The sequence below is a fragment of the Rhizobium sp. M1 genome (assembly GCF_002531805.1).
GTDB classification, from domain to species: domain Bacteria; phylum Pseudomonadota; class Alphaproteobacteria; order Rhizobiales; family Rhizobiaceae; genus Rhizobium; species Rhizobium etli_C.
Genome location: NZ_NWSW01000003.1, coordinates 332,609 through 346,214 on the forward strand (window position 1 = coordinate 332,609; position 13,606 = coordinate 346,214).

Here is a 13,606-nt window from a genome sequence, read left to right on the forward strand (position 1 = left end):
TGAAGAAAGGCTCCCCTAGCACAGGGAGACGAGCGAAACCAGCAAACCGGCGTCAGATCATTCGCATGAAATGACCCGGCTCCGCTTCGACGACATCGTCCTGCGGGGCGGCCGAACGGCGGCGGATATCCTCGACCTCGTCGGGCCTCAGCCGCGCCTTCGGATCTTCGAAACGGACGTCTGGATCGGGCACGGCCGAGAGCAGCAGCCTGGTATAGGGATGCAGCGGATTGTCGATCACTCGGGCGGTGCTGCCCCATTCGACGATCTGGCCGGCATACATCACGGCGATGTCCTCGGCGACATAACGGGCGGTGGCGATATCATGGGTGATGTAGAGCAGGCCGAGATTCATCTCCCGCTTCATCTCGTTCAAAAGGTTGAGCACGCCGAGGCGCACCGAGACGTCGAGCATCGAGGTCGGTTCGTCCGCGACGATCACCTCCGGCTTGACGGCAAGGGCGCGGGCGATGTTGACGCGCTGGCGCTGGCCGCCGGAGAGTTCATGCGGATATTTCGGCGCGACGAGATCGGGATCGAGCCTGACGCGCTCCAACAGTTCGCGGATGGTGGCGTCGATATCAGTCCCCTTGATATCAGGGCGATGCAGCTTCAGCGGGCGTCGAAGATGGTGAGCGATGGTGTGGGCGGGATTCAGCGAGGCGAACGGATCCTGGAAGATCATCTGCACCGAGCGGCGGTAGCGGGCGATTTCGGCGGAATTCGCCGTTTCGACCGGCCGGCCTTTGTAGAGGACGCGGCCAGATGTCGGCAGATATTCGCGCATCGCCATGCGGGCACAAGTGGTCTTGCCGCTGCCGGATTCGCCGACGAGCGCCAGCGCCCGGCCAGCGCGCAGCGAAAAGGAGATCGAGCGGGCAGCATGAACGGCGGACGCGCCGTGGCCGAAGGTCTTTGTCACCGTGTCGAGCGCAAGGATGGCCTCGCTCATAGCCGTACGCCTCCATGAAGCGAGGGGAAGGAGGCCCAGAGCTTCTTCGTATAGTCGTGCGCCGGCGTCCGGTAGATCGCCTCGGCGCTGTTCTGCTCCACCAGCCTACCGGACAGCATAATGCCGATGCGGTCGCAGAACTGCACCATCAGCCCGAGATCGTGGGTGATGAACAGCACGGAGAAGCCGAAGCGGCGGCGCAATTCGTTGATCCGCTGCAGGATTTCGCGCTGGACGACGACGTCGAGCGCGGTCGTCGGCTCGTCCATGACGACGAGTTTCGGATCGAGCGCCATGCAGATGGCGATGACGATGCGCTGGCGCATGCCGCCGGAAAACTGATGCGGATAATCGCGCATGCGATCCGGCGCGATGTCGACGAGCGTCAGCATCTCGGCGGTCCGCTCGCGGGCTTGCGTGCGGCTCATGCCTTTATGGGTGCGCAGCAGGTCGTAGAATTGCGCCTCGATGCGCAGCACCGGGTTCAGCGAATTCATGGCGCTCTGGAAAACCATGGCGACCTCGCCCCAGCGGAAGGCGGCAAGCGCCCGCTGGTCGAGATCGAGTACGTCGCGGCCGTCGAGCAGGATGCGGCTCTCCTTGCGGATCAGCGCCGGCGGCTTGTGCAGGCGGCTGATGGCGAAGGCGATGGTGCTCTTGCCGCAACCGGATTCGCCTGCAAGGCCGAAGACCTCGCCGGGCGCGACGTCGAAATTGACGTCGTCGACGGCGCGGAAATCCTTCTCTTCGCCGATATAATCGATGGTGAGGTTCCTCACCGAAAGCAGCGGTTGCGTCACAGGCGGCCCTCCCCGGAACGGACGAGCAGCGACCAGCGCTTCAGATGATTGCCGGTGCGCAGCCGCGGATTGGCGATCTCGTCGACGGCGAAATTCAGGAGCGACATGCCGATGCCGAGGAGGGCGAGCGCGAAGCAGGGGGTGAGAATATCCCACCAGGCGCCGACCGAAAGGGCCGAAGCCTTCTGCGCGTTGTAGAGCATGGTGCCCCAGGAGATCGCCCGGGGATCGCCGAGGCCGAGGAATTCCAGCGTCGCCTCGGTGATGATCGCGAAGATGACGCTGCCGATGAAATTGATGCCGACGATGGAGATCACATTGGGGAAGATCTCGAATGTCATGATCCGCCATTGCGGCTCGCCCATCATCTCGGCGGATTTGACGAAATCCTTCTGCTTGACCGAGAGCGTCTCGGCGCGGGTGACGCGGGCGCCCCAGGCCCAGGAGGTGGCACCGAGGATCAGGGCGATGACGACGGGGCTTGCCTGGCCGATGAAGGCGGCGAGCACCAGCAGCAGCGGCAGGTTGGGAACGACCAGCACCATATTGGTGAAGAAGCTGATGACCTCGTCGGTCTTGCCGCCGCGATAGCCGGAAATGATGCCGAGCGCGGTGCCGACAAGGGTGATCAGCAGGCCGGCGCCGAAGCCGACGGCCAGCGAGGTGCGGGCGCCGTAGATCAGCCGGGCAAAGACGTCCTGGCCGATGCGGGTCGTGCCGAGGATATGGTCGAGCGACGGCGGCTGGTGCGGCCGCCCGGTGCGGGCGGCGGGGTCGTATTGGGTCAGCAGCGGCGCTGCGATCGCGACGATGACGATGAAAGCGATGATGACGAGGCCGGTGAGCGCCTTGCGGTTTCGAAGCAGGGTCTTCATCTCACGCTCCCTTCAGCCGCGGGTCGAGCATGACATAGCTGACGTCGACGATGAAATTGGCGATCAGCATGGTGGCGGTCATGATCAGCAGCTGGCCCTGGATGACCGGATAATCGCGGGCGAGGATCGCCTGGTAGAGAATGTTGCCGAGGCCGGGATAGTTGTAGACGACCTCGGTCACCAGCGAGCCGCCGAGGATGGTGCCGATGGCGATGGCAAGGCTGGAAACGGTCGGCAGCAGGGCGTTGCGCGCCGCATACCAGAGCATCACATGCCGGTCGGACAGGCCCTTGGCGCGGGCCATGACGATATAATCCTCACCGAGCAGGTTGATCATGTTGTTGCGCATGGTGACGGTGAAGCCGCCGATCAGCACGGTGCAGAGGGTCACCATCGGCAGGATGCCGTGATAGGCGACGCTGCCGAGATACTGCAGGCTGAAGGCCGGATCGAGCGAGGGATCGGCGGCATAGCCGTTCGGGAACCAGCCGAGGGTGAAACCGAAGATGAAAAGCACGATCAGCGAGGTGACGACGGCCGGCACCGAGGTGGCGAAGATCGCACCGACGGAGACGACGACATCGAACCTGCTGCCGCGGCGCCAGGCGGCAAGGATGCCGAGCAAGGTGCCGAGCGCAAAGCTGACGATCGTCGCCGTCCCCATCAGGGCGACGGTCCAGACCAGGGCATGGCCGAGCACCGAGGTGACCGGCAGCGGGAAATACTTGATCGAGCGGCCGAGATCGCCCGTGAAGATGCTGCCGAGATAGGTGAGATATTGCTGCCAGAGCGGCCCATCGACGAAGCCGAAGGTGAGCTTCAGCGCCTGCAGGCTTTCCGGCGGCAATTCGGTGCCGGCGCTCGAAAACATGATCTGCACGGGATCGCCCGGCATCAGCCGCGGCAGGAAGAAATTGATCGTCGCTGCCGCGATGAAGGCTGCCATGTAGAAGACGAGGCGGCGAAGCAGGAAAGCCATGGGAACTCCGTCGTGGCGGGAGCGGCGTTGAACGCCACCGCTCCCGGGATCAATGCCTTTACTTGGCTGGCTCGAGCGCGAGCAGGTTCAAGAGGCGTGCCGGGTTCGTCCGCGAGATCGACGGATTGACGAAGGGATTTTCCTTGGTCGACCAGCCGGTGAAGCGCTTGGTGTTGTACTGATACCAGTTCGGATTGTTGAACACCGGAATCATCGGCATGTTTTCGGCGACGATGCGTTGCGCCTTGTTCATCGTTTCCTTCTGCTTGGCGAGATCCGCGGTATGGGTGAACTCGGTGACGAGTTTCTCGACCTCAGGATTGAACCAGCGCTGCGCGGTAAAGCGGGTCTTGCCCTTGTCCGAAGCGCTGAAGGCGCGCTTGTAGGGGTAGTAGGGCGAGGCCGAAGCCGGCAGGCTGTTGATCGCCGCATCGAAGCTGCCGTTGATGAGGTTGCCGGTCCAGACGGCTTCTTCGGGCGTTTCGATCTTGGCATCGATGCCGACCGCCTGCATGCCTTCGACGGCGATGTTGACAGTATCGACCCAGTCGGTCCAGGAGTTCGGGACAATGATCGAGAAGGAGATCTTGCTGCCGTCGGGATTGTCGCGGAAGCCGTCGCCGTCCTTGTCCTTGTAGCCGGCCTCGTCGAGCAGCGCCTTGGCGGCGTCGGCGTCATAGGTGGCGAACTTGCCGAAATCGGCCTTGACCGACGGATCCGCCCAGCTCTTGTAAAGCTCGCCCATCAGGCCGGGATCTTCGTTCAGCGTCGGGTAGCCATAGCCGGCGACGTCGATCATCGTCTTGCGGTCGAGCGCCATCGACACGGCACGGCGGAATTTCAGGTCGTTGAAGGCCTTCTTGTTGTTCTCGTTCGCGGTTTCCAGGTTGAACAGGAAGGCGACCATGCTGCTCGGCGAATACCAGTAGTGGAAATGCGCCGGGTCCTTGGAGACATAGACATTGTCGATATCGGGAATGAAGGAGACGCCCCAGTCGAGCGTGCCGTCGGCCGTTGCCGTCAGCATCTGATTGTTGTCGGCAAGCTGCGGGAAACGGATGCAATCGACCTTCAGATGCGCGTTGTCCCAATAGTGCGGGTTGCGGCACTGGTCGTAGGTCTGGCCGGTGAAACGCGGGACCTCGGTCAACGGGCCGCTGCCGACCGGGTTTTCGTTGGCGAAGGTGACTGGGTCGGCGACATCCTTCCAGACATGTTCGGGGACGATCGGCAGCTGCGAGATCTGCTCGGCGGCGAGCGAACTCGGATTGGCGAGCGTGAAGCGCACGGTCTGGGCATCGACGGCCTGGACGTCGGTAACGAAGGTCCAGATGCTGACGAAATCGAGCGCCGGGAATTTCTTCAGGTAGTCATAGGTGAACTTGACGTCGGCTGAGGTCAACGGCTTGCCGTCCGACCATTTCAGGTTCGGACGCAGCTTGAACTCGATGCTCTTCAGGTCGTCGGAAAGCTTGAAGCTTTCGGCCAGACGGTAGACCGGCTTGTTGCTGTCGAAGCGATTGAAAATAACAAGCGGCTCATAGATGAAATCGAGCGTCGACTGGCGCGCCGAGGTCTGGTTGAACGGGTTGAAGTTGCGAACCCAGGTCGTCGCCGGTTCGATATTGGCCGTCAGGATCGTCTGCGCCATGGCAGATCCCGAAAGCAGCGTCAGCCCGGCGGCGGCAAGAAGATATTTTTTCATGTTTTATTCCCCTTCTTTTATACGGTGAGAGTTGGCGCGCCAGTCAGGAGACCAGCGCGCTTGCAAATATGTCTTCGACCTCGGCATGGGCGGCCCGATAGTCGATCTTGAGATTGCCGAGACGGGCCTTGCCGGCGGCGATCCGCTGCAGTGCGGCGTCGGTCAACGGGCGCGCCGCCTTGGCGGCTGCTTCGCTTTCCCTGATATCGCCATGGCTGTGGAGCGCGATGTCGAAGCCGGCGTCGAGCACCTGTTTGACGCGTTCCGGCAGGGTACCGGAGAGCGATTCCATGAAGATGCAGTCGGAGATCAGCACGCCCCCGTAACCCAAGTCCTTGCGGATGACGTCGTGCATGATCGGTGAGACGGAGGCCGGCAATTCCCTGTCGTAGGCGGAGTAGACGACATGGGCGACCATGGCCCAGGGTGTGTCCTTCAATGCGACGAAGGGTTTGAAATCCGTCGTGGTCAGCGTTTCTCGGCTGGCGTCGACGACCGGCCGCTCCTTGTGGGAGTCGAGCGTCGCCCGGCCATGGCCGGGAATATGCTTCATCACAGGCATGTTGCCGGTCTCGAGCAGGCCGTCGACCACCTCGCGGCCGAGGGCGGCGATGACATCGGGATCCGGGCCGAAGGAGCGGGCGCCGATGACCGCGCTCGTCGTCTCGAAGACGAGGTCGAGAACGGGCGAGCAGCCGCTCGAAAGGCCGAGTTCCGTCATCATCGCGCCCATGGCCTGGGAGGAAAGGCGCAATGCTTTTCTGCCGAGATCGAAATCGCGGCGCGCGAGCTCGGCGAACTGGCCGGAGCTGCGGAAGAGCGGCCAGGGACCAGCATCGAGGTGCTGGACGCGGCCGCCCTCCTGGTCGGTGAAGACGGGGGCGTCGTCGCGGCCGACGGCTTCGCGAAAGCGTTCGATCAGCCGCTTCGTCTGCTCCGGCTCGCGCTGATTGCGCCGGCCGACGAAGAGGCCGAGCGGATTGGTCTCGCGAAGCAGCGCGAATTCCTCATCCGAAAGAACCGGATTGGGAAGGCCGACGAAAAGGGCGAGTGGGGTCGAGGACAAGTCTAGTGCTCCGGTATCAGATGGTCATTTCGGCATGCTTCTCAGCATGCCTTCGTAAATGCCCTTGTCGGGGGCCTGGATGGTGATGGCGCCTGCGGTCCTGGCGTAAAAATCGACCGGACCGGCATCGCCGATGAAGGCATAGGCATGGCCGAGCCTCTTCATCGTCTCAAGACAGGCGGAAAACAGCGCGAGCCCGATGCCCTTGCCGCGGGCTTGCGGGTCAACGCCGGTCGGGCCGAAGAAGCCGCGCGCCGTCGTGTCGTAGCAGGCAAAGCCTTGAAGCGTTCCGCCTTCGATCGCGATCAGGCAGGCGACCGGCTGGCGGGAGAAGGCGACCGAGACCTCGCTTGCCCAGTTCTCGCTGAAGTGTTCGCGAACCCAGTTGACGACGAGATGCAGCTCCGGGGGGAGGGCCGGGCGGATGGAGGCGCCGACATCATCGGCTTTCTGTTTCAGGTCGGCGAGCCGCGCGGAATATAGGCTCACAAGCAGGTCTGGCACCTGTCATTCCTCCTCTTATTCCGTTATTGCGGAACATATCCCCTTTTAATGTCATAGACTTGGCCATCTCACCCGTCTTGTCAACAGGCTATTTCAAATCGCGCCTCGCGGCCGTCGACCCGCGGCCGCGGTTTCAATGCAAGGTGGCGCAATGCAAAAACGGCCCGGGAGGCGGGGCCGTTTTCCATCGTGGTCGCGATGTCTCCGTCTCTGTGAAGGGACCCTATTCGGCGTCTTTCCAAAGCGCATGAAAATGCTGCACCGGCCCGTGGCCTGAGCCGACGGTAAGGTGTCCGGCCGCCGCGACCGCGCCGGCAAGGTAATCCTTGGCGATGGCGACCGCTTCTCGCGCCGAGGCGCCCTTGGCAAGCTCGGCCGCCAGCGCGCTCGACAGCGTGCAGCCGGTGCCGTGCGTGTTCTTGGTCGGCACCCGCTGGGCTTCGAACCAGTGCAGGCCATCGGCGGCGGCCAGCACGTCGGGGCTCTCGTCGCTGTCGAGATGGCCGCCCTTGACCAGCACCGCGGCCGGGCCGAGGGCGCGCAGCCGTTCGGCCTGCACCGCCATCTCAGCCCGGTTCGTCGCGACCGGCTGGTGCAGCAGCGCGGCGGCCTCCGGCAGGTTCGGGGTCAGCAGCGTGGCAAGCGGTAGTAGCCGGAGGGTCAGCACGTCGACCGCTTCGGGCGCGAGCAGGGCGGCCCCGCCTTTGGCGATCATGACCGGATCGAGGACGACTGGAATGCCGCGTCCGTTGGCCGTTGCTGCGGCCAGAGCTTTAGAAAGTGCGGCGGCGACGGCGTCGGCGATGGCGGCATTGGCGATCATGCCGATCTTGACGGCATCGACGCGCACATCGGCAAAGACGGCATCGACCTGGTCGGCGACGAATGGAGGCGGGACCAGATGCACGCCGGTGACGCCCTGGGTGTTCTGCGCCGTCAGTGCGGTCAGCACCGCCATGCCGTAGACGCCGCGGGCGGAAAAGGCCTTGAGATCGGCCTGGATGCCGGCGCCGCCAGAAGGATCGGAACCGGCGATGGAGAGGACGTTGCGGATCATGCGGGGACCTTTCGGATTTCTGCGGCTATGCGGCGCGTGGCGGCTTCCGGATCCGGCGTGCCGCAGATGGCGGAGACGACGGCAAGCCCTCTGGCGCCGGCAGCAAACACTTCGGCGACATGGTCAGCCTTGAGGCCGCCGATGGCAACGGATGGCACCGGCGAAGCCTTCACCAGCCTGGCAAGCCCGTCAAAGCCGATCGGCTGCTTGTGGTCGGCCTTGGTCGGCGTCGCAAACACCGGTCCGACGCCGGCATAATCGACGAGATCGGCATCGACGGCGGCGGCGAGCGCCTCGGTCTCGACCGAGAGACCGAGGATCATCTCGGGGCCGATCATGCTCCGCGCGGTGAGCGCGTTCATATCCTCCTGGCCGATATGCAGGCCGTCTGCGCCGATGGCGATGGCAGCCTCGACATCGTCATTGACGACGAGGAGCGCGCCGGTGCCAACGAGCGCCTGCTTCAAGGCATGGCCGGTCTCGATCATGCGTGCCGTGCCGGCCTGTTTGTCGCGCAGCTGCACCATCGTCGCGCCGCCGGCAACGGCAAGGCGGGCGGTCTCGACCATGCCGGTCCCGGCGCAGAGATCGGGGTCGAGGACGAGATAGAGCGAAAGGTCGAAAGTCTTCATGCAGCCGATATCCTTGCCCTGGCATCGAGCGTTTCACCGTCGAGCGCGGCCAGCGCATCGAGGAAACGCCAGGAAAAGGAACCGGGGCCGGCCGCTCCGAGTGCGGCATCCTCGCCGGCAACCGCGAAGGTTGCGAGTGCTGCGACCGTCGCGCCGAACGTATCCTCGGGCACTGCGGCGGCGAAGGCGCCGACCAGGCAGGTGAGCGAGCAGCCGAGCGCGGTGACCTGCGGCATCAGGACAGATCCGCCTTTGATGCGCACCGCCCGGGCGCCATCGGTCACGAAATCGACCGCGCCGGTGACGGCGACGATGGCCTGTTGCCGCTCCGCAAGCCGACGGGCCGAACCCTCCGCCTGCTCGACGGGATCGCGGCTGTCGACGCCCTGGCCGCGGCTCTCTCCGCCGGCAAGCGCGATGATCTCGGAAGCGTTGCCGCGGATGATCGTCGGCGTGAGCGCTAGGAGATCGGCGACCGCATTGCGGCGGAAAGCCGTAGCATAATGGGCGACCGGATCGAGCACCCAGGGCTTGCCTGATGACGCCGTCGCCTTCGCCGCCGCCAGCATGCCTTCGATCCACTGCGTCGACAGCGTGCCGATATTGACGGTCAGCGCGCTCGCGATCCCGGCGAATTCCCCGGCTTCCTCAGGCGCATGCACCATGGCCGGTGAGGCGCCTGACGCAAGCAGGACATTGGCGGCGATGTTCATGGCGACGTAATTGGTGATGCAGTGAACGAGCGGCGGCTTCTCCCGCATCGCCTTCAGCATGGCTCCCGAGGTGATCTTGCTCTGCATGGCGCCCCTTTCTGGCGGGGCGGGCGCGGGGCGGCGTCTACTTCGTTGCCCCGAGCGACTCCCTCCGCCGGCATTATCCGGTTCAGGTTCGAAGGGTTCTTCTCAGCCCGTCTGTCGACGAACGCCCCTGTCTCTCATCGCCCTCTTTTTCGCAGAGAAGGGCGCGGCTGTCATCCCGAAAATGACGTTCGCGGCTGAGGGCGACTGAGCCATGATTAGGGGCGGATGATCAGCGGATCTTGCCAGCCGGGGAGCCCAATGATTCGGGTGGCGACAGCAGCATTGCGCGAAGGCGTCTCGGAACGCCCGACCTTTGCCTCCCCTTTTGGTCAGGAATAACAGCGGCAACCATGGGTGCAATTCAGATGAAATACACCTTTATATTTGATGGTGACGCAATACCCGCGTGATCTGTCGCAGTTTCAGTGTTTATTCGGGGAAGGGTGTGACGGGTGGCCAACAAATCTTCTTGGAAGATGAGGCACTCTTCTGATTGCAGGTTTTCTTAATTTCAAATTGTATTATTTTATTCGCCCTTCGCGTTTGCCTATCCGTATTTTCAATGCAGGCGCGCATTTGGACAGCTCCGCGTAAGTTGAATGGTGTCTCATTGTTTTCGTTATTTCAGTACTGTCGAGTCTCGGATTTGCCGGTAAATTTCTGTCAAGAGTCCGGCGAATGCAGGACTTGGCTAATGGAAACGCGCCGTAAATATCTAACCGAAACTTTACCGTTCTGACACGTTCAGGTTGACGGTGAGCGCGATTGTAGCGATATGGCACTGCACGCAAATAAAATCCTCCTGAAGTTGTATTTTTTGATGGGCAAGTTTTCGATAAACCACATGAAGGGAGGTCTCCGGACCGTCGCCTCCCTCCTGATATTCCTCGGTTGTTCCAGCCCGTCCCTTTCGCAATCTCCTGATGCGGTGGTTCAAGGCCAGGCGCCGGCCATCAAATCGCAGAAATTCGACGACTGGTACTATCGCTGCACGGGCTCCGGCGACACGGCAGCCTGCGAAGTCGCGCAGGTGGCGCAAGTCGCCAAGGACGGCAAGAACGTCAATGTCCTGACCTTGGCGATCGCCGCCGCGCCGGCCGCTTCTCAGGGCAAGAGCAAGGGCAAGCCGCGGCTGATGCTGACCGCCCTTCTGCCGCTCAACGTCTTCCTGCCGTCCGGCTTGGCGATCAAGGCGGACGGCAAGCCCCTCGAAAAACTCGATTATCGCAATTGCAACGAGGCCGGATGCTGGGCGCAGCAGGCCCTGGATGCGAAGACGACGGCCGCGCTGCGCAAGGGCTCGACCGCCGAAGGGCTGGTGCGGCTGATGAACGGCCAGGACGTCAATATCCGCTTTTCGCTCAAAGGGCTGAGCCCGGCCCTCGACGAACTCCAATCCACTGCCGCGAAGTAGCCGAATTTCACCATGACCACAGAAATTCGATACTGCCTGCTCGCCGGCGCCGTCCTCGTGACGGCTGTCGCACCTGCTTATGCGCAATCGCCGGCCGATGATTTCAACCGCCGTCAGGAGCAACAGTCGCAGACGCAGCGGCTGGATGCCCTGCGGCGCGCGACACCGAGCGGCGGCGCGGATGCAGAAAGCGGAGCCTTGCCCGCCAGCCAGGCGACCGGCGCCTGTTTCGACATTACCCACGTGGAAATCGACGGGGCGAACCTGCTGTCGGCGGCAGAGATCGGCAAGGTGACGGCGCCTTACGGCAACCGCTGCGTCGGGCTTGCCGAGATCAATGCGGTGCTCAGGGATGTCACCCATCTCTATATCGACCACGGCTATGTGACCTCGCGGGCCTATGTGCCGCAGCAGGATATCCGCAAGACCAGGATACTGCGCCTGCTGGTCGTCGAAGGCACGCTGTCGGACATCTATCTCAACGGCAAGACAGTGGCGGGCAACGCTTCGCTGGCGAGCGCCTTTCCCGGCCTGATCGGCCGGGTCGTCAATATCCGCGACATCGAGCAGGGGCTCGACCAGATGAACCGGCTGCAGGCCAACGACGCCAAGTCGGCCATGCTGCCCGGCCCCAAGGACGGAACGTCCATCCTCAATATCGAAAACCGTCCGGGCCGGCCATGGCATGTCTCGCTCGGCAACAACAATATGGGGCAGGAGAGCACCGGCCTTTCCCGCAGCTCGGCATCGCTCGGCTACGACGATCTGCTCGGCATCAACGACCAGTGGAATTTCTCATACGAGCACAGCGGTCCGGACTATCCCTCGGAGAATGACGGAAACGGCTATGGCAACAGCTATTCCGGCAGCGTCAGCGTCCCTTACGGTTATTCCACCGTTTCGCTGAACGGCTCCTGGTACCAATATGAAAGCGCCGTCGAAGGAAACTTCAGCACGCTCGAAACCTCCGGCAATTCGGGGCAGGCCGGCGTCGGCATCGATCGCGTCGTCATGCGCGACAAGGATTCGATCACGACGGTCCGCAGCAGCCTCACCTACAAGCAGACGAACAACTTCCTGCTCGGCAACCTGATCGAGGTCGGCAGCCGCCGCTATACGGTCGGCGAGATCGGCATTTCCCATTCCCGGCGGATGTTCGGCGGTATCTGGGTCTTTGATGCCAGCTACGACAGGGGGCTCGGTCTTTTCGATGCCGTCAAGGCAGGAGAGCCCGGCGCGGGCGATGCCGATCCGCGATTTTCGAAATTCAACGCCACCATCACCGTCACGCAGCCCTTCCAGGCCATCGGCCGCCAGTTCGAGCTGACGTCGCTCGTCAGCGGCCAATATTCCCCGGATAATCTTCTCGGCGCCGAGCAGATGTCCCTCGGCAGCTACAGCAATGTCCGCGGCACCCGCGAAAGCGTGCTCTTCGGCAATAATGGCGTGTTCAGCCACAACGAGATCGTCTGGAGAACGAAATCCAACGAAAGCGGCGGCGGCGCCGCCAAGGCGTTCGGCGAACTGCGCCCCTATCTCGGCTTCGACTACGGCCACGTCTACGCGCAAAAGCGCTTCGACATGACAGGCGGCGATCTTGCCGGCTGGACGGCCGGGATCCGCGCCGTCGGCGGCACGATCAGCGCCGACCTCGGCTATTCCGACATCCTTGCCAGCAGCGTCGACCATGTCGACGGCGGGCTCTTTTATTTCAGCGCATCTGCGCATTGGTAACGAAAGCAAGACAATGACCACCCACGACACTTCGACGATCAAGCGCGGCAAAAGCCTTTCGCGGCCGACGGCGCTGATCCTTTCCCTTTCCATCGCTCTTGCCGGCTGCGCCGGACGCGAGGCCCGTCCGGTCGCTTCGACCAATCCGACCGACAGCGCCTTCGACTGCGCCGGCATCACCCGGGAATTCGAGGCGAACGAACGGCAGATCACCTCGACGGTGAAGGAGCGTACCGATGCGCAAGGTAAGAACATCGTGCTTGGGGCGACCGGTGTGCTTCTGTTTCTGCCGGCGCTGTTTTTCATGGACCCGAAATCGCCTGAGAAGGTCGAGATCGACGCGTTGCGCAACAGGAACAATGTCCTGACCAGCATCGCCAAATCGAAGGGGTGCCCGGCGCCGAAGTCGCAGTTGACCGAGCTCTACAAGCATCTCGACAGCAAGCCAAAGCCTGCCTCGTCGTCGGACAACCGGGACTGAGTTCAGTAGGTCCTTGAATCTTATCCATGAATTCGGAGTTCCGTATGCGTATCGTGCGTTTTCTAACCCTTCTCCTGCTGGCGGCGACACTGGCGTCCTGCGTCACCACCAGGACAGATCCTCGGCTGATTGCGGCCCTGCAGCGCACGTCTGTGCGCGAGATCCGGATCGAGCTGGCTCCCGACGTCAAGACATTCGGTTTTGGCGATAAGCCCGACCAGCAGGTCTCCGACGCGGTTCGTACCCTCCAAGCCACGATGTCCAAGGAACTGATCGGCGTGCCGGGCGGCCCGAACAGAGGCAGGTTGGTCGTGACGCTGCATGTGTTCGACGTCACCACAAAGCAGGCCCGCATTATCGGTGGTCACGACAGCATGATCGACGGAACCGTTCGGCTGGAGGATGCCAAGACCGGGCAACTGATCGCCCAAGCGCAAAACATCCATGGCGAAGACCTCTCCATGCGCGGAAGCGGTTACGGCGTAATCATCGCAGTCGCGGTCAATGCGGCGACAACGTCCGGCGCGCCTGATGTCATGGCACAGCGCCTGTCCAAGTCCTTCACCCGAAATGTGAAGACCTGGCTCACCCAGAAATAACGAGACGA

The 13,606-nt window shown here is 62.8% G+C and carries 14 protein-coding genes and 1 riboswitch; of the genes, 4 read left to right on the forward strand and 10 right to left on the reverse strand.

Going from position 1 to position 13,606, the window contains the following annotated elements:
* Positions 1-52 precede the first annotated feature (52 nt).
* The 10 genes from CO655_RS05545 to thiM all read right to left on the reverse strand — a co-directional run bounded on the left by CO655_RS05545 (position 53) and on the right by thiM (position 9,370).
* The gene (locus tag CO655_RS05545) at positions 53-952 is read right to left on the reverse strand and encodes an ATP-binding cassette domain-containing protein (protein WP_097664050.1); all 900 of its coding nucleotides are present in this window, start codon (positions 950-952) and stop codon (positions 53-55) included.
* On the reverse strand, positions 949-1,752 hold the full coding sequence (locus tag CO655_RS05550) for an ABC transporter ATP-binding protein (RefSeq protein ID WP_097664051.1): 804 nt from the start codon (positions 1,750-1,752) through the stop codon (positions 949-951). Before CO655_RS05550 ends, CO655_RS05545 begins: the two co-directional genes overlap by 4 nt.
* On the reverse strand, positions 1,749-2,627 hold the full coding sequence (locus tag CO655_RS05555) for an ABC transporter permease (protein WP_097664052.1): 879 nt from the start codon (positions 2,625-2,627) through the stop codon (positions 1,749-1,751). Before CO655_RS05555 ends, CO655_RS05550 begins: the two co-directional genes overlap by 4 nt.
* A gap of 1 nt (position 2,628) precedes the next feature.
* On the reverse strand, positions 2,629-3,606 hold the full coding sequence (locus CO655_RS05560; RefSeq protein WP_097608585.1) for an ABC transporter permease: 978 nt from the start codon (positions 3,604-3,606) through the stop codon (positions 2,629-2,631).
* Positions 3,607-3,664: 58 nt separating this feature from the next.
* Entirely contained in the window at positions 3,665-5,311 is a 1,647-nt protein-coding gene (locus tag CO655_RS05565) for an ABC transporter substrate-binding protein (RefSeq protein WP_097664053.1), read from the reverse strand.
* Positions 5,312-5,354: 43 nt separating this feature from the next.
* Positions 5,355-6,377 (reverse strand): glycoside hydrolase family 3 N-terminal domain-containing protein, encoded by a 1,023-nt coding sequence (locus CO655_RS05570; RefSeq protein WP_097664054.1) that lies wholly within the window; start codon positions 6,375-6,377, stop codon positions 5,355-5,357.
* 24 nt (positions 6,378-6,401) lie between these two features.
* Entirely contained in the window at positions 6,402-6,881 is a 480-nt protein-coding gene (locus tag CO655_RS05575) for a GNAT family N-acetyltransferase (protein ID WP_097582232.1), read from the reverse strand.
* 223 nt (positions 6,882-7,104) lie between these two features.
* Positions 7,105-7,938, reverse strand: a complete 834-nt coding sequence (gene thiD / locus CO655_RS05580) for a bifunctional hydroxymethylpyrimidine kinase/phosphomethylpyrimidine kinase (RefSeq protein ID WP_097664055.1) — start codon at positions 7,936-7,938, stop codon at positions 7,105-7,107.
* Positions 7,935-8,570 carry a thiamine phosphate synthase gene (thiE, locus tag CO655_RS05585; RefSeq protein WP_097664056.1) on the reverse strand — a complete coding sequence of 212 codons (636 nt, stop codon included), beginning with the start codon at positions 8,568-8,570 and terminating at the stop codon, positions 7,935-7,937. Before thiE ends, thiD begins: the two co-directional genes overlap by 4 nt.
* Positions 8,567-9,370 carry a hydroxyethylthiazole kinase gene (gene thiM / locus CO655_RS05590; protein WP_097664057.1) on the reverse strand — a complete coding sequence of 268 codons (804 nt, stop codon included), beginning with the start codon at positions 9,368-9,370 and terminating at the stop codon, positions 8,567-8,569. The genes thiE and thiM overlap by 4 nt, the downstream gene beginning before the upstream one ends.
* Positions 9,371-9,412: 42 nt before the next feature.
* A riboswitch (TPP riboswitch) is annotated at positions 9,413-9,509 on the reverse strand.
* A gap of 681 nt (positions 9,510-10,190) precedes the next feature.
* Between thiM and CO655_RS05595 the strand changes: the two genes are divergently transcribed.
* Genes CO655_RS05595 through CO655_RS05610 form a run of 4 tightly spaced genes read left to right on the forward strand, consistent with a single transcriptional unit; the run spans position 10,191 to position 13,598 of the window.
* Complete coding sequence (locus CO655_RS05595) at positions 10,191-10,784, forward strand: invasion associated locus B family protein (RefSeq protein ID WP_097664058.1); 594 nt, start codon at positions 10,191-10,193, stop codon at positions 10,782-10,784.
* A 12-nt stretch (positions 10,785-10,796) separates the two neighbouring features.
* Entirely contained in the window at positions 10,797-12,518 is a 1,722-nt protein-coding gene (locus CO655_RS05600) for a ShlB/FhaC/HecB family hemolysin secretion/activation protein (protein ID WP_097664059.1), read from the forward strand.
* Between the two features lie 13 nt (positions 12,519-12,531).
* Positions 12,532-12,999 (forward strand): hypothetical protein, encoded by a 468-nt coding sequence (locus tag CO655_RS05605; protein WP_097664060.1) that lies wholly within the window; start codon positions 12,532-12,534, stop codon positions 12,997-12,999.
* 44 nt (positions 13,000-13,043) lie between these two features.
* Positions 13,044-13,598, forward strand: coding sequence for a hypothetical protein (locus CO655_RS05610; RefSeq protein ID WP_097628993.1), 555 nt, complete (start codon positions 13,044-13,046; stop codon positions 13,596-13,598).
* Positions 13,599-13,606: the final 8 nt, after the last annotated feature.

Bases quoted from the DNA above. Each gene is read 5' to 3' on its own strand.
- CO655_RS05545 (WP_097664050.1), bottom strand. From the start codon at position 952: ATGAGCGAGGCCATCCTTGCGCTCGACACGGTGACAAAGACCTTCGGC.
- CO655_RS05605 (WP_097664060.1), top strand. From the start codon at position 12,532: ATGACCACCCACGACACTTCGACGATCAAGCGCGGCAAAAGCCTTTCG.
- thiM (WP_097664057.1), bottom strand. From the start codon at position 9,370: ATGCAGAGCAAGATCACCTCGGGAGCCATGCTGAAGGCGATGCGGGAG.
- CO655_RS05610 (WP_097628993.1), top strand. From the start codon at position 13,044: ATGCGTATCGTGCGTTTTCTAACCCTTCTCCTGCTGGCGGCGACACTG.
- CO655_RS05595 (WP_097664058.1), top strand. From the start codon at position 10,191: ATGGGCAAGTTTTCGATAAACCACATGAAGGGAGGTCTCCGGACCGTC.
- CO655_RS05560 (WP_097608585.1), bottom strand. From the start codon at position 3,606: ATGGCTTTCCTGCTTCGCCGCCTCGTCTTCTACATGGCAGCCTTCATC.
- CO655_RS05555 (WP_097664052.1), bottom strand. From the start codon at position 2,627: ATGAAGACCCTGCTTCGAAACCGCAAGGCGCTCACCGGCCTCGTCATC.
- thiD (WP_097664055.1), bottom strand. From the start codon at position 7,938: ATGATCCGCAACGTCCTCTCCATCGCCGGTTCCGATCCTTCTGGCGGC.
- thiE (WP_097664056.1), bottom strand. From the start codon at position 8,570: ATGAAGACTTTCGACCTTTCGCTCTATCTCGTCCTCGACCCCGATCTC.
- CO655_RS05565 (WP_097664053.1), bottom strand. From the start codon at position 5,311: ATGAAAAAATATCTTCTTGCCGCCGCCGGGCTGACGCTGCTTTCGGGA.
- CO655_RS05600 (WP_097664059.1), top strand. From the start codon at position 10,797: ATGACCACAGAAATTCGATACTGCCTGCTCGCCGGCGCCGTCCTCGTG.